The organism is Halorubrum sp. Ea8, assembly GCF_002252925.1.
GTDB lineage: Archaea > Halobacteriota > Halobacteria > Halobacteriales > Haloferacaceae > Halorubrum.
On the sequence record NZ_NHPF01000141.1, the window covers coordinates 1 to 19,683 of the forward strand.

21 protein-coding genes and 1 pseudogene are annotated in these 19,683 nt (G+C 70.3%); 15 read left to right on the forward strand and 7 right to left on the reverse strand.

From position 1 onward, the window contains the following. The 3 genes from DJ74_RS16375 to DJ74_RS16385 all read left to right on the forward strand — a co-directional run. The coding region (locus DJ74_RS16375; RefSeq protein WP_141212740.1) for a LysE family translocator at window positions 1–433 on the forward strand (433 nt) is incomplete at its 5' end. A gap of 76 nt (window positions 434–509) precedes the next feature. After that, the gene (locus tag DJ74_RS16380) at window positions 510–1,241 is read left to right on the forward strand and encodes a haloacid dehalogenase type II (RefSeq protein ID WP_094527937.1); all 732 of its coding nucleotides are present in this window, start codon (window positions 510–512) and stop codon (window positions 1,239–1,241) included. An 88-nt stretch (window positions 1,242–1,329) separates the two neighbouring features. Further along, window positions 1,330–2,409, forward strand: a complete 1,080-nt coding sequence (locus tag DJ74_RS16385) for an aminopeptidase (RefSeq protein ID WP_094522684.1) — start codon at window positions 1,330–1,332, stop codon at window positions 2,407–2,409. A 93-nt stretch (window positions 2,410–2,502) separates the two neighbouring features. Here the strand turns inward: DJ74_RS16385 and DJ74_RS16390 are convergent, their stop codons facing one another. Next, window positions 2,503–2,898: a hypothetical protein gene (locus DJ74_RS16390; protein ID WP_094522686.1), complete on the reverse strand. Its 396-nt coding sequence runs from the start codon at window positions 2,896–2,898 to the stop codon at window positions 2,503–2,505. 129 nt (window positions 2,899–3,027) lie between these two features. Between DJ74_RS16390 and DJ74_RS16395 the strand changes: the two genes are divergently transcribed. Next, entirely contained in the window at window positions 3,028–3,312 is a 285-nt protein-coding gene (locus DJ74_RS16395) for an amphi-Trp domain-containing protein (RefSeq protein WP_094527938.1), read from the forward strand. A 17-nt stretch (window positions 3,313–3,329) separates the two neighbouring features. On the opposite strand, the gene DJ74_RS16400 is transcribed toward DJ74_RS16395, so the two are convergent. Beyond that, window positions 3,330–3,887 carry a response regulator gene (locus DJ74_RS16400; protein ID WP_094527939.1) on the reverse strand — a complete coding sequence of 186 codons (558 nt, stop codon included), beginning with the start codon at window positions 3,885–3,887 and terminating at the stop codon, window positions 3,330–3,332. 260 nt (window positions 3,888–4,147) lie between these two features. Here DJ74_RS16400 and DJ74_RS16405 point away from each other — a divergent pair, with 260 nt between their 5' ends. The 4 genes from DJ74_RS16405 (at window position 4,148) to DJ74_RS16420 (ending at window position 7,856) form a co-directional block, all read left to right on the forward strand. Continuing rightward, entirely contained in the window at window positions 4,148–5,371 is a 1,224-nt protein-coding gene (locus DJ74_RS16405; protein WP_094522692.1) for a proteasome-activating nucleotidase, read from the forward strand. Between the two features lie 97 nt (window positions 5,372–5,468). After that, the gene (locus DJ74_RS16410; RefSeq protein WP_094527952.1) at window positions 5,469–6,014 is read left to right on the forward strand and encodes a pyruvoyl-dependent arginine decarboxylase; all 546 of its coding nucleotides are present in this window, start codon (window positions 5,469–5,471) and stop codon (window positions 6,012–6,014) included. A 66-nt stretch (window positions 6,015–6,080) separates the two neighbouring features. Next, the gene (locus DJ74_RS16415) at window positions 6,081–7,421 is read left to right on the forward strand and encodes an NAD(P)/FAD-dependent oxidoreductase (RefSeq protein WP_094527940.1); all 1,341 of its coding nucleotides are present in this window, start codon (window positions 6,081–6,083) and stop codon (window positions 7,419–7,421) included. Between the two features lie 57 nt (window positions 7,422–7,478). Continuing rightward, window positions 7,479–7,856, forward strand: a complete 378-nt coding sequence (locus tag DJ74_RS16420) for a DUF5811 family protein (protein WP_094522696.1) — start codon at window positions 7,479–7,481, stop codon at window positions 7,854–7,856. Between the two features lie 7 nt (window positions 7,857–7,863). Here the strand turns inward: DJ74_RS16420 and DJ74_RS16425 are convergent, their stop codons facing one another. The 4 genes from DJ74_RS16425 to DJ74_RS16440 form a co-directional block, all read right to left on the reverse strand. Then, window positions 7,864–8,769, reverse strand: a complete 906-nt coding sequence (locus tag DJ74_RS16425) for a M14 family metallopeptidase (protein ID WP_094527941.1) — start codon at window positions 8,767–8,769, stop codon at window positions 7,864–7,866. A 79-nt stretch (window positions 8,770–8,848) separates the two neighbouring features. Then, window positions 8,849–10,360, reverse strand: coding sequence for a lipopolysaccharide biosynthesis protein (locus tag DJ74_RS16430; protein WP_249269143.1), 1,512 nt, complete (start codon window positions 10,358–10,360; stop codon window positions 8,849–8,851). 176 nt (window positions 10,361–10,536) lie between these two features. Further along, window positions 10,537–11,556, reverse strand: coding sequence for an aldo/keto reductase (locus DJ74_RS16435; RefSeq protein ID WP_094527943.1), 1,020 nt, complete (start codon window positions 11,554–11,556; stop codon window positions 10,537–10,539). 195 nt (window positions 11,557–11,751) lie between these two features. Then, window positions 11,752–12,003: a hypothetical protein gene (locus DJ74_RS16440; protein WP_094522704.1), complete on the reverse strand. Its 252-nt coding sequence runs from the start codon at window positions 12,001–12,003 to the stop codon at window positions 11,752–11,754. A gap of 361 nt (window positions 12,004–12,364) precedes the next feature. Here DJ74_RS16440 and DJ74_RS16445 point away from each other — a divergent pair, with 361 nt between their 5' ends. Then, window positions 12,365–12,913, forward strand: coding sequence for a hypothetical protein (locus DJ74_RS16445; protein WP_094527944.1), 549 nt, complete (start codon window positions 12,365–12,367; stop codon window positions 12,911–12,913). Between the two features lie 106 nt (window positions 12,914–13,019). Here the strand turns inward: DJ74_RS16445 and DJ74_RS16450 are convergent, their stop codons facing one another. After that, window positions 13,020–14,123, reverse strand: a complete 1,104-nt coding sequence (locus tag DJ74_RS16450) for an alanine--glyoxylate aminotransferase family protein (protein WP_094527945.1) — start codon at window positions 14,121–14,123, stop codon at window positions 13,020–13,022. Between the two features lie 186 nt (window positions 14,124–14,309). Between DJ74_RS16450 and DJ74_RS16455 the strand changes: the two genes are divergently transcribed. From DJ74_RS16455 to DJ74_RS16480, 6 genes and pseudogenes are all read left to right on the forward strand, one after another. Continuing rightward, window positions 14,310–15,908, forward strand: coding sequence for a COG1361 S-layer family protein (locus DJ74_RS16455; RefSeq protein WP_094527946.1), 1,599 nt, complete (start codon window positions 14,310–14,312; stop codon window positions 15,906–15,908). Further along, window positions 15,898–16,806, forward strand: a pseudogene (locus tag DJ74_RS16460) (ABC transporter ATP-binding protein); the annotation flags it as partial. The gene DJ74_RS16455 and the pseudogene DJ74_RS16460, both read left to right, overlap by 11 nt. Before the next feature lie 193 nt (window positions 16,807–16,999). Beyond that, window positions 17,000–17,785 carry an ABC transporter permease subunit gene (locus DJ74_RS16465; RefSeq protein WP_094527948.1) on the forward strand — a complete coding sequence of 262 codons (786 nt, stop codon included), beginning with the start codon at window positions 17,000–17,002 and terminating at the stop codon, window positions 17,783–17,785. Window positions 17,786–17,899: 114 nt separating this feature from the next. Then, the gene (locus DJ74_RS16470) at window positions 17,900–18,517 is read left to right on the forward strand and encodes a hypothetical protein (protein ID WP_094527949.1); all 618 of its coding nucleotides are present in this window, start codon (window positions 17,900–17,902) and stop codon (window positions 18,515–18,517) included. A gap of 383 nt (window positions 18,518–18,900) precedes the next feature. Next, on the forward strand, window positions 18,901–19,059 hold the full coding sequence (locus DJ74_RS19325) for a hypothetical protein (RefSeq protein WP_170938347.1): 159 nt from the start codon (window positions 18,901–18,903) through the stop codon (window positions 19,057–19,059). Next, the coding region (locus DJ74_RS16480) for a sulfite exporter TauE/SafE family protein (protein WP_141212741.1) at window positions 19,060–19,683 on the forward strand (624 nt) is incomplete at its 3' end.

Here is a 19,683-nt window from a genome sequence, read left to right on the forward strand (position 1 = left end):
CGTCGCGGTCGGCGTCGCGGCGATCTATCGGGCCGTTCCGGGCGCCGAACGGGCCGTCCAACTCGTCGGCGGGGTCTTCCTCCTCTACCTCGGCGTCGACGCCCTGCGGTCGGCCGAGAGCGACCGGCCGTCGCCGGCGGGGGGCGGCGTGCGGGAGGGGTTCCTCGTCAACGCCCTCAACCCGCAGGTCGCGCTGTTCTTCCTCGCGTTCCTTCCCGGGTTCGCGGCGGGCGGCGCCGGGGGGGACGGCGGCACGTCGATCGCGGTCCTCGGCGCCACGTACGCCGCGCTCACGGCTCTCTACCTCGGCGGCGTGGCGGTCGTCGCCGACGGCGCCGCGGACGTGCTCCGGTCCGAGCGGACCGGCCGCTGGCTGGACCGGGTCGCGGGCGGGATCCTGCTCCTGATCGGCGCGTGGGTGCTGACGGGGTGAGCGGTCCCGGGACGGTACGCGACCGTTCCGCGAACCGTAGTTTGATAACGCATACCGTCGGTGTGACAGCCGTCATATGTCTGAAATCGCCGCGGAGACGCTCCGGGAGGAGACGAAGGTGCTCGCGTTCGACCTGTGGGACACGCTGCTCGACCGCGAAGCGACCCTCGTCCCCGCGCTGCAGGCCCTGCTCGACGATCACGGGAGCGACTACGACCCCGAGGTCCTGCTCCGGCGGTATCTCGCCATGCACTTCCGGGACTCGATGATCGACTCGCTGATCCCGGGACCCCACACACCGTTCAAGGAGATCAGCCGACGCGCGCTCGCGTATCGGCTCGAACAGATCGGCCTCGACGTCCCAGACGAGGCGGTCCGCGCCGTCATCCGGCAGTGGAAGACGCTCGAGCCGTATCCGGACGTCGACGCCGCGTTAGACCGGCTGAGCGAGGAGTACGAACTGGTCGGCCTCTCGAACGGCGACCCCGACATGCTCGAGGCGGTCCGGCCCAACTTCGAGACCGAGCTGGACGGCGTCGTGTCGGTCGCCGAGGCGGGCGCCTACAAGCCCCACCGGGCGTCGTACGACCTGACCTGCGAGGCGCTCGATGTCGCGCCCCACGAGGTCGCCTTCGTGACCGCGCACACGTTCGACCTCGTCGGCGCGAAGGCGGTCGGCATGCGCGGCGCGTTCCTCAACAGGCACGAGAACCCGTACGGGGGGTGGACACACCGGCCGGACATCACCGTCCCCGACACCGAGGCGCTGGCCGACGCGCTCGCGCCCCGCGGGACCGCGACCGAGTAGCGGCGCCGCGGACCCGCGGACGTGGCCGCGCCGCGGAACCGCCGGCCGCTTCCAAAACCGGTAATCCCCCGCGGCGAGAGGTGGTCGTATGGACGCACGCATCCGCGAACACGCCGAGATCATCGCCGACCACTCGACCGGCATCGAGTCGGGCGACGACGTCGTCATTCAGCTGCCCGCCGAGGCCGAGGACCTGGCGGTCGCCCTCCACGAGATCTGCGGGGACCGCGGGGCCAACCCGGTGTACCTCAACTACTCGAAGCGCGCTCAGCGCGCGTTCAAGCGCTCCTCGGAGGATTTCACCGAACCGGACCACCGGCTCGCGCTCTATCAGGAGGCGGACGTCTTCGTCATCGCGCGCGGCGGGGCGAACGCGACGGAGGACGCCGACGTCGACCCCGAGGCGAACGCCGCCTACAACCGCGCGATGGAGGACGTCAAGCGCACGCGCCTCTCGAAGACGTGGTGTCTCACGCAGTTCCCGACCGCGAGCCACGCCCAGCTCGCCGGGATGAGCACCGAGGCGTACGAGGACTTCGTCTGGGACGCCGTCTCGCTCGACTGGGAGGAGCAGCGCGCGTTCCAAGAGGAGATGGTCGCTATCCTCGACGACGCCGACGAGGTCCGGATCCGCTCGGGCGAGGAGACGGACCTCACGCTCGACGTCTCGGGCAACTCGACGCTCAACGACTACGGCGAGGCGAACCTGCCCGGCGGCGAGGTGTTCACGGCGCCGGTCCGCGACGGCGTCGACGGCGAGGTCCACTTCGACCTCCCGCTGTACCGCTACGGGCGCGAGATCGACGGGGTCAGGCTCCGGTTCGAGGACGGGAAGGTCGTCTCGCACTCGGCCGAGCGCAACGAGGACCTGCTGACGGGGATCCTCGACACCGACGAGGGCTCGCGGCGGCTCGGCGAGCTGGGTATCGGGATGAACCGCCAGATCGACCGGTTCACCTACAACATGCTGTTCGACGAGAAGATGGGCGACACGGTCCACATGGCGGTCGGTTCCGCGTACCCGGAGACGGTGGGCGAGGAGAACGCGATCAACGAGTCCGCCGAGCACGTCGACATGATCGTCGACATGAGCGAGGACTCCGTCATCGAGGTCGACGGCGAGGTCGTCCAGCGGGACGGGACGTTCGTGTTCGAAGACGGGTTCTGAGAGCGGTCGGGGAGCGGAGCGCCCGAGCACGGCCGGGACCGGCTCTCCCGAGCACGGCCGTGACCGGATCGGCGGTCGCGCCGACCGCGACGCTCACTCCGACGCGGCGGCGTCGCGCGCCGTGCTCCGGCTGACGAACGCCGCGTACGCGGCGACGAGGATACCGAACAGGCCGACCGTGCCGACCGCGGCGATCGCCGGGAAGTCCGCGAGCGGCGCGATCTCCCCCTCGGGCGCCGCGACGACGTCGACGACGCCGGTTCCGACCGACAGCACCAGCACGGCGATCCACAGCGTCCCGACGGCGTACCCGAGCTCGACGAGCCGGTCGGCGCGAACCGCGTGCGCGACGACGACGGCGCCGCCGATGACCGGAATCGCGACCAGCGGCCTCGTCGGGTCGGGGAGCAGGACGCTCCCGCCGAGCGCGATCGCCGTCCAGTAGACGGCGACGGCGACGACCGTGCGGAGCCAGTCGAGGACGGACACGAGAGATGATTTCGACGGGGCGCCACAAAACGGCCGGGGGAACGCGCCGGAACCGGGCCGCGGCGGTGTTCGACGCGCCGGAACCGGGCCGCGGCGGTATTTATGTCCCGGGGACGCGTACGCTCGCCTATGAGTGAAAAAGTACTCTTCGAGTCGGAGAGCCGACGGAGCCGCGAGGAGATCGCCGCGTATCTCCGGACCGTCGTCGAGTCGCTGGAGTCAGGGAGCGGGATCACGTTCACCCGCGGCGACGAGTCGGTGACGATGGACCCCCCGGCCCGGCCGACGTTCGAGGTGAAAGTGGAGCGCGAGGGGCCCGCCGACGGTCCCGGAGAGCTGAGCGTCGAGTTCGAGTTGGAGTGGGACGAGGACGGCGAGAGCGGCGGCGCCGACGGGGAACTGGAGATCGAGTAACGGCGGTCGCCGCCGGGCTACGTGACGCTGCTCGGGACCTCGACGAACGCGTCGCGCGCGGAGAGGTGGTCGAGCGTGTCGTCGACGCGGTCGCGGATCGACTCCATCCGCTCGATGAGCTCCTCGTACTCGTCGGTCCCCGTCGTGCCGGCGGCCTCCAGCGCGGCCTTCTTCGAGGCCAGCGCGAAGAACTCCTGGCTGTGCTCGTCGAACTCCGCGCGGTAGAGCAGCACCTCTACGAGCGTCAGCAGGTCCTCTTTCGTCACCGGTTTCGTCTTGTAGTCGTCGAACGGCATGTCGACGATGTCGACGTCGGGCTCGACCGCGGTCAGCATCGCGACGCGGGCGTCGTGACCGGCCTCGCGCATGGACGAGAGCACCTCGTGGCCGGTCATGTCGGGCATCCGCCGGTCGAGGAGGACGACGTCGACCGACTCGTCCATCTGCTCCAGCGCCGCCTCGCCGCCGGTCGCGACCCGGACGTCGTACGCCGAGTCGAGGTACACCCGGTACAGCTCGGCGAGGTCGGGCTCGTCGTCGACCGCGAGGACCGTCGCCGGTGTCTCGTCGCTCATGGTCGGTGGACCTCGCCCCGAGTATCGCCTGTCGGAGACGCCGGCGCGGCGCGGTCGACGACCGTTCTTGCGCTCATGATGCCGCCTACGAACGCGGTATGTTAAAACGTTGACCCACAATTATCGATCCTGATATCCGGCTCGACGGCGGCGCGGTCGCCGGTCCGGTGCGGGATAGAGGGTTGCGCCGCGCGGTCGGAACGGGGAACCACCGTGACCCAAAGGCACATTTATGCGCGCTCCGTATCGGGACACAACGAATGTCTCATAGCCCCTCACTGCCCGACCGCCCCCGTCTCGAGCTCGATCCGGAGATGAGCGAGACGGAGCGGCTCGAAGCGATCCGCCAGCACTACCGGCGGATCCTGCAGGTGAACGAAGAACTGGAGCAGCGGCTCGACGACGCGCAGGGCCGCCGCGGCGAACTGAAGACCGACGTCGACGAGCTGAAACGCGAGAACGAGGTGCTGAAAACCTCCTCGCTGTACATCGCGTCGGTCGAAGAGATCACGGACGACGGCGTCGTCATCAAACAGCACGGCAACAACCAGGAGGTGCTGACGCAGGCGGCGACCCGACTCGACGAGGACCTCCGCGCCGGCGACCGCGTCGCGATCAACGACTCCTTCGCGGTCCAGCAGGTGCTCGACGACGAAACCGACTCCCGCGCCCAGGCGATGGAGGTCACCGAGTCGCCGGACGTCGAGTACGCCGACATCGGCGGGATCGACGATCAGATCCGGGAGGTCCGCGAGGCCGTCGAAGACCCGCTGGAGAACCCCGAGCAGTTCGAGGCCGTCGGCGTCGAGCCCCCGAGCGGCGTCCTGCTCCACGGCCCGCCGGGCACGGGGAAGACGATGCTCGCGAAGGCCGTCGCGAACGAGTCCGACGCGACGTTCATCAAGATGGCCGGCTCCGAGCTGGTCCGGAAGTTCATCGGCGAGGGCGCGCGGCTCGTCCGCGACCTGTTCGAGCTGGCGTCCGAGCGCGAGCCCGCCGTCATCTTCATCGACGAGATCGACGCCGTCGCCGCCAAGCGGACGGACTCGAAGACCTCCGGCGACGCCGAGGTCCAGCGGACGATGATGCAGCTGCTCTCCGAGATGGACGGCTTCGACGACCGCGGCGAGGTGCGGATCATGGCCGCGACCAACCGCTTCGACATGCTCGACGAGGCGATCCTGCGTCCGGGCCGGTTCGACCGCCTCATCGAGGTGCCCGAGCCCGACGCCGAGGGCCGCGCGCGCATCCTCGAGATCCACACGCAGCACATGAACGTCGCCGAGGGGACGGACGTCTCCGAGGTCGCCGCGGATCTGGAGGGGTACAGCGGGGCCGACATCGCCTCGCTGGCGACCGAGGCCGGCATGTTCGCGATCCGCGACGGTCGCACCGAAGTCACGCAGGCAGACTTCGAGTCGGCCCGCGAGAAGCTCCAGGACGCGGAGCAGACCGAAGAGCAGGTCATCAACTACCAGTACTAGTTCTGCGGCGAGAACGATGAGGCCAGCGGCCCGCGTTTTGACATCGGCTGTGGTCGGTTCGTAACTCCTTAGCGCGGTGACCGTCGATCCGATCGTAATGAACATCATCCACGTCGCCGGCGGCGTCGGCGTCGACGACACGGCGATGGCCTCCTACGACGCGGCGCTCGCGGACGCGAACCTCCACAACTACAACCTCGTTGCGGTCTCCTCCGTGGTCCCCGCGGAGGCGACCGTCGAGGCGGTCGCGGAGGCGCCCGACCTCGGCTCCGCCGGCAACCGGCTCACCGTGGTCGAGGCGCGTCGCACCGTCGGCCCGGACGACGAGGTAGACTTCCGAGAGGGTGGCCGCGCCGGCGCGGAGGACGCCGAGTCGAAGCGCGCCCCTCGACGCCGCCCGGACGTGGTCGCCGGACTCGGCTGGGCGACCGGCCCCGGCCCGGGCCTCTTCTACGAGGTGACCGGCGAGGACGCCGAGGACGTGCGCGAGCGGATCGAGACCGGGTTAGACGCCGGCGCGGAGCTTCGCGACTGGGATCTGCCCGACCGCGAGGTCCGCGTCGAGACGGCGGCCTCGGCGCCGGAGCGGTACACGACCGCGGTCGTGATCGCCGCGTACGGCCGGTCGGAGCCGATCCTGTAGTCCACGTACGCCGGCCGCTCTCCAAAATTTAATCACGCGGTAGCGGCTACCATGTCATCTAATAACATGGTACTAAATAACGTCGACCGATACGATCCCGACCGGCTGTCGGACCTCGGGGACCGGGCGGTCGTGGTCGGCGGGAGCATGGCCGGACTGTGTGCCGCCCGCGTGCTCGACGACGCCTTCACGGCGGTGACAGTGCTCGAACGCGACGAGTTCCCCGACGGGCCGGAGACGCGCGACGGCGCACCGCAGACGAGCCATCCGCACGCCATGCTGGAGGCGGGCCGCGCGACCCTCGAAGACCTGTTTCCGGGGTTCGGCGAGCGCCTCTTGATCGCCGGCGGACTGATGATCGACGCCGCGACCGAGATGCGCTACTACGAGGCCGGCGACTTCTTCGCCGACGGTCCCGACCGACTACCGATGTACTGCGCGAGTCGGGCGCTGTTCGAACACGTCGTTCGCGAGGCGGTCGCCGAGCGACCCGGGATCGCCCTCCGGGGGAACCGCAACTTCGTCGGCTACGACACCGACGGCGAGGGGCGAGTGACCGGCGTCAGCTACCGAGGTGAACGGGGAGCAGAGACGTCGCTAGACGCCGACCTCGTCGTCGACGCCACCGGTCGAACGAGCAGGACTCCGGCGTGGCTCTCGGCGCACGGGTACGAGGCCCCGCCGGAGGAGTCCGTCGAGATCGACGTGACCTATTCCACGGTCCGGGTCGACCGTCCCCGTGACGTCCGTCATTCGATCTTCGTCCCGCCGGACCCACCCCGGACCCGCGGCGGCGCGGCGATTCCGGTCGAGGACGGCGAATGGGAGGTGATCGTCCAGGGCGTCCACGGCGACGACACCCCCGGGGATCGGGAGGGACTGATCGCGTTCGCGGAGAGCCTTCCGGTCGACGAGCTCGGCGAGCTGGTCCGCGAGCGCGAGTGGACCGCCGACGAGATCCACCGCTATCCGTTCCCGTCGAGCGTTCGGCGCCGGTACGAGCGGCTGGACGCGTTCCCCGACGGACTGGTCGTCACGGGCGACGCCGTCGCCAGCTTCAATCCCATCTACGGACAGGGGATGTCCGTCGCGGCGCTAGACGCGCTGTTGCTCCACCACGCGCTCGGTACCGGACTCGACGACCTCGCCCCGCGGTTCTTCGACGAGGCGGCCGACGTCGTCGACGCCGTCTGGAACGTCGCGGTCGGCGGCGACTTCCGGTTTCCCGAGACGACGGGACCGAAGCCGGCGGGGACGGACCTGTTCAACAGGTACGTCGACCGGCTCGTTCGGAAGGCCCACGCGGACGGCCGTCTCACCGATGCGTTCTACCGCGTGTTCCGCTTAGAACGAGAGCCGACGTCGCTGCTGCGACCGAGCGTCGCGTGGCGCGTCCTCCGTCCCTGACGGGGTTCGGGCGCCGACGCCTTTTTTAACCGGCTCCGCGTACCCAGTGTGTCTTCGATGAACGGCAACAACCCGTACGCCGGGGCACCGGGCGTGACGAACGCGGGCGAGCCCGCGGCCGTCAACCTCTCCCCCGACCAGGAACGGCGCCTCCGGCGCGCGGTCGCCGGAATCGTCTCTCGAACCGAATCGTATCTCCCGAACAGCTACGCCGTCGGCTCGGAGCTGTCGGTCGGCGCCAACGGGCCGCAGGCGACCGTCGCGGTCAACCCGCCGGCCGGACATCCCGTCTCGGCGGGGTTCACGCCGGATCCGGACGAGCTGGAGGCCGGGATCGCCGACGCCGACACCGACGAGGTCGCCCGCGGGCTGGCCGCCAGCGCCGCGATGCAGGTGATGGACGCCGTCGGCGACGTCACGCCGACCGCGAAGTGAGTTCGGGCTACTCCGCCGTTCCTTCCGTCGACCCCTCGCGCCCCGACTCCTCCTCCACGAACTCCTCCGCCGACGTCCCCTGCGCCGTCGTCCCGTCGGCGGGCTCGTCCGGCGGCTGCATGACGCCCTGCACGCGGCCGTAGATCCCGAATATATCCTCGTACCCGCGTTCGCTCGCGAGGATCGGGACGACTCCCTCCTCGTCGACGCGGTGGGTGTACACGTCGTCCTCGGCGAACACCGCGCCGCGCGGAATCTCCTCGAAGTTCCCGAAGTGGACGTGCGGCTCGCCGCCGCCCTTCGGCACCTCCTCGTCGCCCGCGACGACCGTCGTCTCGGTGAACGTGGGCGGCTCGTCGTCGAGCACGCCGTGCGCCCGGAGGAAGGCGAGACAGGCCTCGTAGCCGAACTCGACCGCCTCCTCGCTCCCCTGTCTGCCGACCTCGATCGAGACGGTGTGGGGGACGACGGAGTCGAGCGTCGTCGACCGCAGCTCGCCGGAGTCGACGACGTACTCCACGGGCATCCCGGTCACGCTCCGGCGCACCGACTCGGTCGGGTCGCTGTAGATCGCGAACGGGGGCGGCGCGCTGTGCGAGGTGTGGAGCGCGAGCACCGCGTCCATCCCCTCCAGCTCGGCCGCGAGCCGCGGCGCGAGCGCCCGCTCGTACTCGTCGCTGTCGGGGTCGCCCGGGAAGACCCGGTTGAGGTCGGCCTCCGTGTACCGCGTTCCGGCCGCCAGCGCCCGCTCGTTTGCGATTATCAGTCGGACGCGTCCGCTCCCCGTGCCCGTCTCGTCGAGCTCGTCGGCGAGCCGTCTGACGATCCGCTCGCCGGCGGGCTCGTCGCCGTGGATCCCGCCGACGATCGCGACGCGAGCCGAGCCGGCCGACCCGCGCTCGATCGTTTCCATGGAACACGGTACGCGCCGGTCGAATAATAAAGGGTGGCCGTTCGCTCGCGCGGCGCGGCCGCGACCCATCGACGACGGCTTAGCGACGGAACCGGCGGCGGAGCGCCGTCCGGTACCGCTCCGCCAAGCGACGGGCGACGAGCCGGTCCCGGGGGTCGACGCCGAGGGTGCGTAGCGTCGCCGCGTACGCCGCGAGACCGATCGCGGCGCCGACGACGACCGCGGCTCGACCGGGGACGGCCGCGCGGACCGCCCGCATCGCGAGGATGGCCACGCCCCCGGCCGCCAGCGGCGTGAGGAACGTCCGGTCGAACGGCCACAGCCCCTCGAACCGGCGGAGCAGTAGCACTTGGATCCCGTTCTGGGCGGCGATGGCGAGCGACGTGCCGAGCGCGGCGCCGACGAGCCCGAAGCGCACGACGAACGCGTAGGTCAACGCGACGTTGAGGACCGCGAGCAGCCAGTCGAGCGCCATCCGGGCGTACTGGTGGTCGGTCATCATGAGGAGCCAGCCGGTCGCGCCGACGGCGCTGCCGACGAACACCCCGCCGAGGTAGACGACGAGGGGGACGTACCCCGCGACGTACGGGTCGCCGAACAGCCCGAGCAGCTCCCGGCCGTACACCGCGAGGACGGCGAGTATCGGGACGACCGCCGTGACGATCTGCCGAGTCACCGAGGCGTACACCGCGTTCAGCGTCGCCGTCCGGCCGTTCCCGTACAGCTCCGAGGCGACGGGCGGGAGGAGCTGGTTAAAGGACATGAGCGGGATCCACGCGATCGCGATCAGCACGAGCACGACGTTGTACACCCCCGCGGCCGTTGCGGTCAGGAGCGCCCCCACGAGCAGCACGTCGACGCGGTTCTGGAACACCTTCCCGAGGCTGCTCATCGCGACCGGCGCCGCGTGGTCGTAGAAGCGCCGCGCCTCCAGCCGGGCGCCCCGCAGCGACGGGACGACTCCGGTCACCCGCGCGGCGAGCGGAACGGCGACCGCCGCGAGCAGCGCGGTCGCGGCGACGATGCCGACGGCGACGCCCCCGATCGAGTAGCCCAGCGCCAGCGCCGCGACCGCGGCGACGAGGCGGACTCCCGGGCGGAGCAGCTTGTTGAAGGCGATCTCGCCGCGCGCCGAGCCGACGGCGCGGAAGATCCCCGACGCGACCATGACGACGCCGAGGAACCCGACGAGGAAGCCGAACGCCCGCATCGCGCCCGGGAAGGCCGCTTCTCCGACAGTGAGGTCGTTGATCCGCGGCGCGGCCAGCCAGACGCCCGCGGCGATGGCGGCGCCGAAGCCGAGCGTCGTCGCGTACGCGAGCCCTGCGACGACGCCCCGGCGTCGCGGGTCGTCCGCGTACTCTGGGAGGTACCGCTGTAGCGCCGGCACGCTCCCGAAGGTGACGAGCCGAGACAGGAGCTGGGCGATCCGCCACGCCAGCGCGTAGACGCCGTACGCCGTCGGGCCGAGCCCCCGCGCGAGGACGAACTCGGTCGCCGCCGTCAGCGCTCGCTGCCCGGAGACGCCGCCGGACGTGACCACGGCGCCGTGAGCGATGGTCACGAGCGCCTCGCGCTCGTCGTCGGGGATCGAATCGGTATCGCCGTCGCTCGGGGCGTCGTCGCCCGGGACGTCGCTACCGCTCGCGGACTCGTCTGGGGGGCTGCCGTCGGTTTCGGCGCTGGCTCCGTCGACCACGGATCGGTTCCATCCGTCCTGTCTCGTCTCGGGAGAAAAGCGACTCGTTCCGTCGCCGACCCCCTTCGCTACCAGCGGTGGTGGACGTGCTCGCGGACGCGCTCGTCGTACGCCTCGCGGACCGTCTCATGGGCGGCCTCGCCGAGGGGCGGAGCGTCGCTGACGGCCGCGTTCGCGCGGACGTGCTCGGGCGTCGTCGACCCCGGGATCACGGTCGAGACGGCGTCGTGATCGAGGATCCACCGGAGCGAGAACTGCGCGAGCGAGAGGCCGTCGCCGGTCGCGTCGGTCGGGTCGGCGGCGACCGCGTCGGCGCGGGCCGCGAGCGCGTCGGCCGCGTCCAGTCCGGCCTCGTAGGGGACGCCGGCGAACGTCTCGCCGACGTCGAAGGCGTCGCCGTCGCGGTTGTAGTTGCGGTGGTCGTTCTCCGGGAACACGTCGTCCCGCGAGAGCGCGCCGGTCAGCAGGCCGGAGGCGAGCGGGACCCGACAGATCACGCCCACGTCGCGCTCGGCGGCCCGGTCGAGGAACAGGTCGGCCGGGCGCTGGCGGAAGGGGTTGAAGATGATCTGGACCGACTCGACGCCGGGGTACTCGACCGCCTTGAGCCCCTCCTCGACGCGCTCGACGCTGACGCCGTACTCCGCTATCCGCCCCTCGTCAGCGAGCGTCGCGAGAGCCTCGAACGTCTCCGGTCGGTAGTAGACGTCGGTCGGCGGGCAGTGAAGTTGGACCAGGTCCAGCGTCTCGATCCCGAGGTTCTCGCGCGAGCGATTCACGAACCGACGGAGGTTCGCCTCGGTGTACCCGTCGGCGACGTGGGGGTCGAGCCGTCGGCCGGCCTTCGTCGCGACCGTCACGTCGCCGCGCGCGATGTCGTCTTCGAGGACCTCGCCGAGGATCTGCTCCGAGCGCCCGTCGCCGTACACGTCGGCGGTGTCGAAGAAGTCGATCCCGGCGTCGCGGGCGGTCTCGACGGCCGCCACGGCCTCGGACTCGCTCACGTCGCCCCAGTCGCTCCCGATCTGCCACGAGCCGTAGCCGACCTCGCTGACCGCGCCGACGTCCCCGAGCGTGCGGTGATTCATGTTCACTCCCAATTGGTCCGGGCGCGGGCAAGGGCGTTCCGGAGGCGGAACCGCGGGCAACGACCGGACGACCGGCAACGGAGACGACGATCTGGCTCTGTAGAACTCAGCTGTAGTCGATAGAAGCTCCGTGTTGGATACAGAGGGTGTGTACACCGCCGGTTAGGATCAAGTCCGCGGAATAGAAGTGGCCGTTCACGTACCTTCGAGAGGGAACTGACTCTCCTCGATCTGTGCGAGAGCCGCGTCGAACGCGTCGTCAGCCGTGTCGAAAGTACCGTTGTGCTCCCACTCGCCGTCGGGAGATGCAGTGTATACGTCAAAATCGCCGCCTCGGTACTCGTGAGACTCGACGTACAGTTCTTTCTCGACGGTTCCGTCGTCGAGGAGCAACCAGACCCCCAATTCCTTCCCGCCTTCCAAGTCGCGCCGTCTGCGCCAGTGCATACGTAGTATTCGGACGCTGGGCATCTAAACGCTAGCCCTACCAGAACGAAACCGACTGTACAACTGACTCCGCCGACCGTGAATATGCGCGCTGTATTCAGCACGGCCACTGTGACCGATCACGGAGTGAGGATTTCAACGGAGCCGGTGAGTTATAAATGGCAGATCTGAGGGTCCCGAGACGGTGCTCACCGCCGTCACGTCGTCGATACTCGCGGACGGCTCGCCGGCTCTGCCGAACTCCCGTTCGCCGGGCGGGCTCCCGTCTGAGACGGCCGGTCTCTGCGGCCCGCAAGCGGAGTCTCACACGACCGTTTGTGCCATCGACAATATTATTCGCAACTGGACGCCAGTCGGAGCCATGAAGCGGAGACGTGCCCTCTCCGTCGTCGGACTGTCGGCGCTTCCCCTTTCGGGGTGTTTGGATAGCGTCGGTCGGGACGGCACGCCCGGGGATCCGGGGTCGGGCGACGGGCGTTCGGTCACGGCGTCGCTCTCGCGCGTGGCCGGCGACGGAGCCATCGGTTTCAGTTGCGACGTTCGCCGCTCCGAGATCGGCGAGGGGTCCCCGGCGGTCGTCGAACTGACGGCGAGAAACGAAACGGAGCGCGAGATCGAGTACGTGACGGGCGCTCCGGAGCCGTTCGGAGTGCTCTACGACCCGGACGCGCCCGCCGCGATCCTGTGGACTGAAAAGTACGTCGAGAGTCAGCACGTGGAGACGGAGGGCCGTCGGGTAACCGGCGGGGACGACATCGGAATCAGCGTCGCGCTCGCCCCCGGAGGCTCCCGGTCCGAGACGTACGAGTTCGCCGCCCCTCCGGGGAGCTATTCGATACGGCAGACCGGGAACCCGATCACGCTCGGCGAGGAGACGTACGAACTGCGCATCGACGTCTCGGAGGCCTGACCGGGCCGTCGGCGCCTCGTGGAGACCCGAGCCGGTCGGAGCGGTTCGCCTCCGGCGGGTCCCACGAGAGCCGGCTCACCGGCCCCTCGACGACGTCGGTCCGGGGTTACAACACGTCCGCCAGCGCGTCCATCGTCTCGTCCACGCGGTCGACCCGAGCGCTGTGACCCATGTGGCCGACGCGCAGGATGTCCCCGGCTAACTCCCCGAGTCCCGTCGCGACGAGCACGTCGTGCTCCTCGCGAAGGCGCTCCTGCAGTTCCGCTGCTCGTCCGGGGACCGCGAACGCGGTCACCGTGGGCGAACTGCGCTCGGGGCCCGGATACGGCTCTACCCCCAACTCGGCCCCGCGCTCACGACACCGCGCCGCCGCGGTGCGGTGTCGCTCCCGGACCGCGTCGAGGCCCTCCTCCAGCCACAGCCCGAGCGCCGCGTCGAGCGCGACGACCTCGGTCGTCAGGTGGGTGTACGGGAACCCCCCGGAGGTGTCGCGCCACGGCAGGAAGTTCGTGTACAGCGAGTGCGGGTCGCGCTCGTCCATCGCGGCCCACGCGCGCTCGCTGATCGCGGCCGTGGTGAGCCCCGGCGGCGCGCTGAAGCACTTCTGGGAGGCCCCCAGACAGACGTCGATCCGCTCGGTCGGCACCCGCACCCCGCCGAGCGAGGAGACCGCGTCGACGACGGTGAGGACCTCCCCGTCGGCCCCCTCCAACAGGTCGAGCGCGGGACCGAGGTCGTTGAGCGCCCCCGTGGGCGTCTCGCAGTGGACCATCGTCGCGACGTCGAAGTCGGTGCCCTCGTCGGCGAGGGTCGACTCCAGTTCCGCGAGCGGGAGCGGGTCGTCGTAGTCGGCCGAGACCAGCGTCGCCTCGCCGCCGTACGACTCGACGAAGTCGGCGAAGCCGTCGCCGTAGAGCCCGTTCGACAGGCAGAGGACCTCGGTGCCGGGCTCGACGAGCGAGGCGATCGCGGCCTCCAGACCGAGGATCCCCTCCCCGCCGGGGACGACGACGTCGCGGGCCGGCCCGTCGCCCGTCCCCGCGGGTCGGTCGGCCTCCCTCGGCTCGAGCCCGTACGCCGCCGCCAACCGGTCGGTGAGCCGGTCGTAGATCCGCTGAAACTCCGGGTCCACGTCGGGGTTGATCAGCTCGCGGCTCATCGCGTCGCGGACGGGGGCGGGGACCGCGGTCGGTCCCGGCGTCATGAGCATACCGAGACACTCGGTTCCAGCGAGATAAGCGCCCCGTACCGGCCGCCGTCGGCGCGGTCCGTCGACACGCGTAAACATATATGACCGGCGGGAGGAGTTGGACGTATGACACGCCGCCCGCGCTCCCGTTCGGGCTCGCTTCGATCGGCGGACGGACGCCCCGCGGCCGTCGGGCCGGTGAGGTGAATGACCCGACGGATCGCCCCGGCCCTCGCGCTCGTCGCCGTCCTCGCGCTCCTCGTCGGGTCGTTCGCCGGACTCGCCGTCGCCCAGGAGGAGCCGCCGTTCGTCCGCGGCGAACCCGAGTTGGACGTGTACGTCCCGGACTCGACGGTGACACCGGGAACGGCGACGGAGCTCGCGGTGCAGGTCGCGAACGACGGCGAGGTCGACGCCGGGTCGGACGCCCGACGGGCCGCGGTCACGACCGCGCGCGGCGTCGTGGTCGAGGTCCGGAACGACGGCTCGCCGCTCGTCGTCGAGACGGGACGATTCGCCGTCGGGTCGATCGCCGAGGGCGCGGTCCGGGAGGTGCCCGTCTCCGTGAGGGTCCCGGCCGACGCGGAGCCGGGACGGTACTCGCTCGACGTGCGGCTCCGGTACTCGCACACGTTCCTCTCGGCCCCGCGGAGCGGGATCGTGCAGGACCGGACGCGGACGCGGACCGAGTCCGTATCGGTGACCGTCGACGACGCGCCCCGCTTCGCGATCCGGACGGTCGACACCGACGTCCAGGTCGGCGACTCCGGAACGCTCGCGGTGAACGTGACCAACGTCGGGGGCGAGCCCGCGCGCGACCTCTCGGTCGAACTCGCCGCGAACGGCCCGGACGTCGCGCTCGGCGAGACGGACCGGAACACCGCGCGGATCGACCGGCTCGCCCCCGGAGCGAACGCCACGGTCAGGTTCCCGGCGAGCGTCCGCGCGGACGCCGCCGCCGAGTCGTTCGACCTCACCGGCACCGTTCGATACACCGACGTCGACGGCATCCGCGACGCGCACGAGGGGATCCCGGTCGGGCTCCGACCGCGGCCTGAGCAGTCCTTCTCTGTCGCGGTCGACGACTCCACGCTCCGCGTCGGCGAGAACGGAAGCGTCAGCGGGACGATCCGCAACGACGGGCCGAGCGACGTTCGGAGCGTCGTCCTCGCGGTCGGCGACGGGGCGTTCGTCCCCCGCAGTCCGCGGTACGCCGTCGGCGACCTCGCGGCCGGCGAGAGCGCCGCCTTCCGGTTCCGCGGCGAGATCCCGGCGGACGCCGACTCAGTGCCGCTGCAGTTGGTCCTCTCGACGAGCTACCGGAGCGCCGCCGACGCGGAACGGACGACGCGGGAGGCGGTACGCGTTCCCGTCGCCGAGCGCCGGGACGCGGTGACGGTGTCCGCGGTCGACCCGCGATTCGCGGCCGGCGAAGACGGCGTGTTGCGCCTCGACGTGACGAACCGTCGGGACGTCGAACTGCGCGACGTCGAACTGCGCCTCGCCGTCGACCAGCCGTTAGAGAGCGAGTTCCGAACGACCGTGATCCCGTCGCTGGCGCCCGGAGAGACGGGCCGGGTCGCGTTCGACCTCTCGATCGACGGCGACGCGCCGCCGAGTCGGTATCCGGCGAGCGTCGAGATCGGCTACACCGACCCCGGCGGGGTTCGCGTCACCGGCGACACCGCGACGGTCGCCGCCTCGGTCGTCGAGTCGTCCGGCGGGGGGGTCCCCGTCGAGGCCGCCGTGTTGACCGTCCTCCTGCTCCTCGTCGCCACCGGCGCGTGGTGGTTCTATGTCCGGTGAGACCGACCGCCCGCTCGTCGTCGAGGGACTCACGAAGGACTTCGGGAGCGTGGTCGCGAACGACGACGTGTCGTTCACTGTGAACCGGGGAGAGGTGTTCGGGTTCCTCGGGCCCAACGGGGCGGGGAAGTCGACGACGATACGACTGCTGCTGGGGCTATTAAAACCCACCTCGGGGACGGCGAGGGTGCTCGGCGCCGACATCCGCGACGAGGCAGCGCTGACCGAGGCCAAGCGCCGGATCGGGTACCTCCCCGCTCACCTCGGCTTCGACGGGGAGGTGACCGGCGAGGCGGTGCTCGACTACCACGGCGAGATGAAGGGCGACGGCCGCCGCGAGGAGTTGCTGGAGCTGTTCACCCCGCCGGTCGACCGACCGGTACGCGAGTACTCGACCGGGAACAAGCGGATGCTCGGACTGGTGCAGGCGTTCATGCACGACCCGGACCTCGTGATCATGGACGAGCCCACCGGCGGGCTCGACCCGCTCAAACAGGAGGCGTTCAACGAGTTCGTCCGGGACGAGCGCGACCGCGGCACGACCGTGTTCTTCTCCTCGCACGTGTTGAGCGAGGTGCGACGGGTCTGCGACCGCGTCGGCATCCTCCGCGCCGGGAGGCTCGTCGAGCTCGAGAACGTCGAAGCGCTGCTCCACCGGAGCGGCAAACACGTGCGGGTGCACGCGAGCGACGCGGCGGTCGCGGCGATAGCCGGCCTCGACGGCGTCGTCGATCCCAAGCGGTTCGCCGAAGGCGTCCAGTTCGTCTACGCCGGCGACGTCAACGCGCTCCTCGGCGAACTCGCGACCCACGACGTCAGCGACGTGGAGATCGGCGAGCCCCCGATCGAGGACGTGTTCGCCCACTACTACGGGAGCGAGGAGTCGGCGGACGGAGGGGACGACGCCGGAGAGGCGTCGGACGGGGGAGGCGAAGGCGACGGGGCGGAGACGCCGAACGGAGGCGACGGGGCGGAGACGCCGAACGGAGGCGACGGGGTGGAGACGCCGAACGGAGGCGACGGGGTGGAGACGCCGAACGGAGGCGACGGGGTGGAGACGCCGGACGAAAGCGACGGGGCGGGAGCGACGAATGTTTGAGACGGCTCGGTACGAGGGGCGACGGCGGCTCCGCGGCGCCGCGATCCTCACGGCCGGCGTCGGGGCGTACGCCGGGTTCATCGTCTGGTACTTCACCGTTCTGGAGGGCGTCAACTACGAGGACGTCTTCAGGGACCTGCCCCCGGCGATGCTGGAGGCGTTCGGCATCGAGAGCCTGTCGACCATCGAGGGGTTCCTCGGCGCGCAGGTGTTCAACTTCGTCTGGCTGCTCGGCCTGGGGCTGTACTTCGCGTACGCCGCCGGCGGCACCGTCGCGGGCGACATCGAGACGGAGCGGATGGAGCTCCTCCTGTCGTTTCCCGTCACGCGGTCGCGGCTGCTCGTCGAGAAGTTCGCGGGACTGCTCGTCCCGATGATAGCCGTCAACGCCGGCGGCGGCCCGATCATCTACCTATTCGTCGTCGCCGTCGGCGAGACGGTCCCGCTCGACCACCTGCTGTTAGCCCACCTGCTGTCGATCCCGTTTCTCCTCGTCTGTGCGGGGGTCGGCCTCGTCTTCTCGGTCGCCGTCGACCGCGCGGCGGTCGCCGAGCGGGCCGCCGTCGGCACCGTCTTCGTCCTGTACCTCGTCGAGTCCGTCGTCGGCGGCGCCGACGCGTACGACTGGATACAGTACCTGAGCCCGACGCACTACTACGAACCGACGCCGATCCTGATCGACGGGTCGTTCGAGCCCATCGACTCGGCCATCCTCCTCGTCGCGTTCGTCGGACTGCTCATCCTCTCGCAGGTGCTGTTCGAGCGGAGGGACATCTGAAACGCTCGAGATACGGTAGTTAAGCGCTTTCTCCCGGATCGATCGACTCGACCCGGTGGCCACTTCCGGTCCGCCGACACGTTAATACCGTTCTGTCGCTTTCGTTCCGCCACGATGATGCTGCCGACACACGTGCTGGCCGGGATGCTGCTCGCCGCGCCCCTCGTGCGCGTGGCGCCGGAACTGGCGCCCGTGGGGCTGGTCGCGGGGTTCCTGGGCGGCCTGTTCCCCGACCTCGACATGTACGTCGGCCACCGGAAGACCCTCCACTACCCGGTCTACTACTCGGCGGCCGCCGTCGTCGCCCTCGTCGTCGCCTTAGCGGCCCCCTCGGCGGCCGCGGTCGGGGCGGCACTGTTCTTCCTCGGGGCGGGGCTCCACAGCGTCTCGGACATGTACGGCGGCGGCCTGGAGCTGCGGCCGTGGGAGGGGAACTCCGACCGCGCGGTGTACGACCACTACCGGAAGCGCTGGGTCGCGCCGCGCTCCGGCGTCAGGTACGACGGCGCCGCTGAGGACCTCGCGCTCTCCGTCGGGCTGTCGCTCCCGCTCCTCTACCTGCTCGACGGCCCGCTCCGGCTGATCGTGGCCGGGACCCTGCTCGTCGCCGCCGTCTACACCGTCCTCCGCCGGCATCTCGCGGAGCTCGCCGCGCTCGTGATCCCGCTGGTGCCGGCGGCGCTGACCCCGTATCTGCCGGACCGGTACGCGGAGACGGAGTCGGGCGAGTAGCCCGCCCCGCCTCGACACCGTCCGTCTCGTCGCGGCTGCCGAGCCGTTCAATGCGCACTGCTAACTGAGCGCGCAGCCGTCACGAGAGACTCGACCCGCTCCGTTCGTGCGGGGACCGCCGTTCCGGCGGGCGTCCCCGTCCGCGGACGGTTCGCTGCCGAAACGCCGGGATCACTGGCCGATTCCACCGCCGAGGGCGCCGGCTCGTCGAGTGCGTAACTTATCAATAAGTTACAGAAGGTGTCCCGTTCGTCATGCGGATATAGTATTGTACGTTAATCCCAAAACCATTATCAACTCACGCGGTCTACGGACGGATGTATGACAGAGTCCTATCCGAGGCCATCGCCGGGCGCGAACGCCGGAGGCGGAGGGGAGTGCCGATGACGGGCACGGAGCTGCTCCCCGGCGCGTCCCCGACCGTGGCGGCGCTCGTCGTGATCGGGCTCGTCCTCGTCGAGGCGGCGCTTTTGTACGCCGCCTACGGGATCCTCGAAGACAAACTGGCGCCGACCGTATTTAACCGGATACAGCGGATTTAGATGCTCGGACTGCTGGGCCTGAGCGCGGAGCTCTTCGCGCTGTTCGTCGTCTTCGGGTTCATGGTCGGGGTGTTCTTCGGGTTCTTCGGGATGGGCGGATCGTTCCTCGTGACGCCCGCGCTGCTCATCTTGGGATACTCCGCTCCGGTCGCCATCGGGAGCTCGATGGCGTTCGTGTTCGGGACGGCGGTGATCGCGACGTTGAAACACCACGACGCCGGGCAGGTGGACTACCGGCTCGGCGCGCTGATGTTCGTCGGGATCACGATCGGCATCGAGCTCGGCAGCCGGCTGGTGTTCGGGCTGGAGGTGCTCGGCATCGCGAGCGTCGTCGTCGGCGTCGCGTACGTCATCTTGCTCGCGGCCATCGGGATCCTCTTCACGCGGAACGCGCTGAACGACGAGGCGGACGCGGGGGGAGACGGGCCGGAGGCGGAAACCGAGGGCGGGGCCGACGTCGCGACCGAGGACGACGTCCCCGAGATCGCCCGGAAGATCAAGTCGTACAACGTTCCGCCGATGATGACGCTCGCGGACGGGAGCGAGGCGTCGCTGTGGACCATCACCGGAGTCGGCGGCGGCGTCGGCCTGATCTCCGGGTTCCTCGGCGTCGGCGGCGGCTTC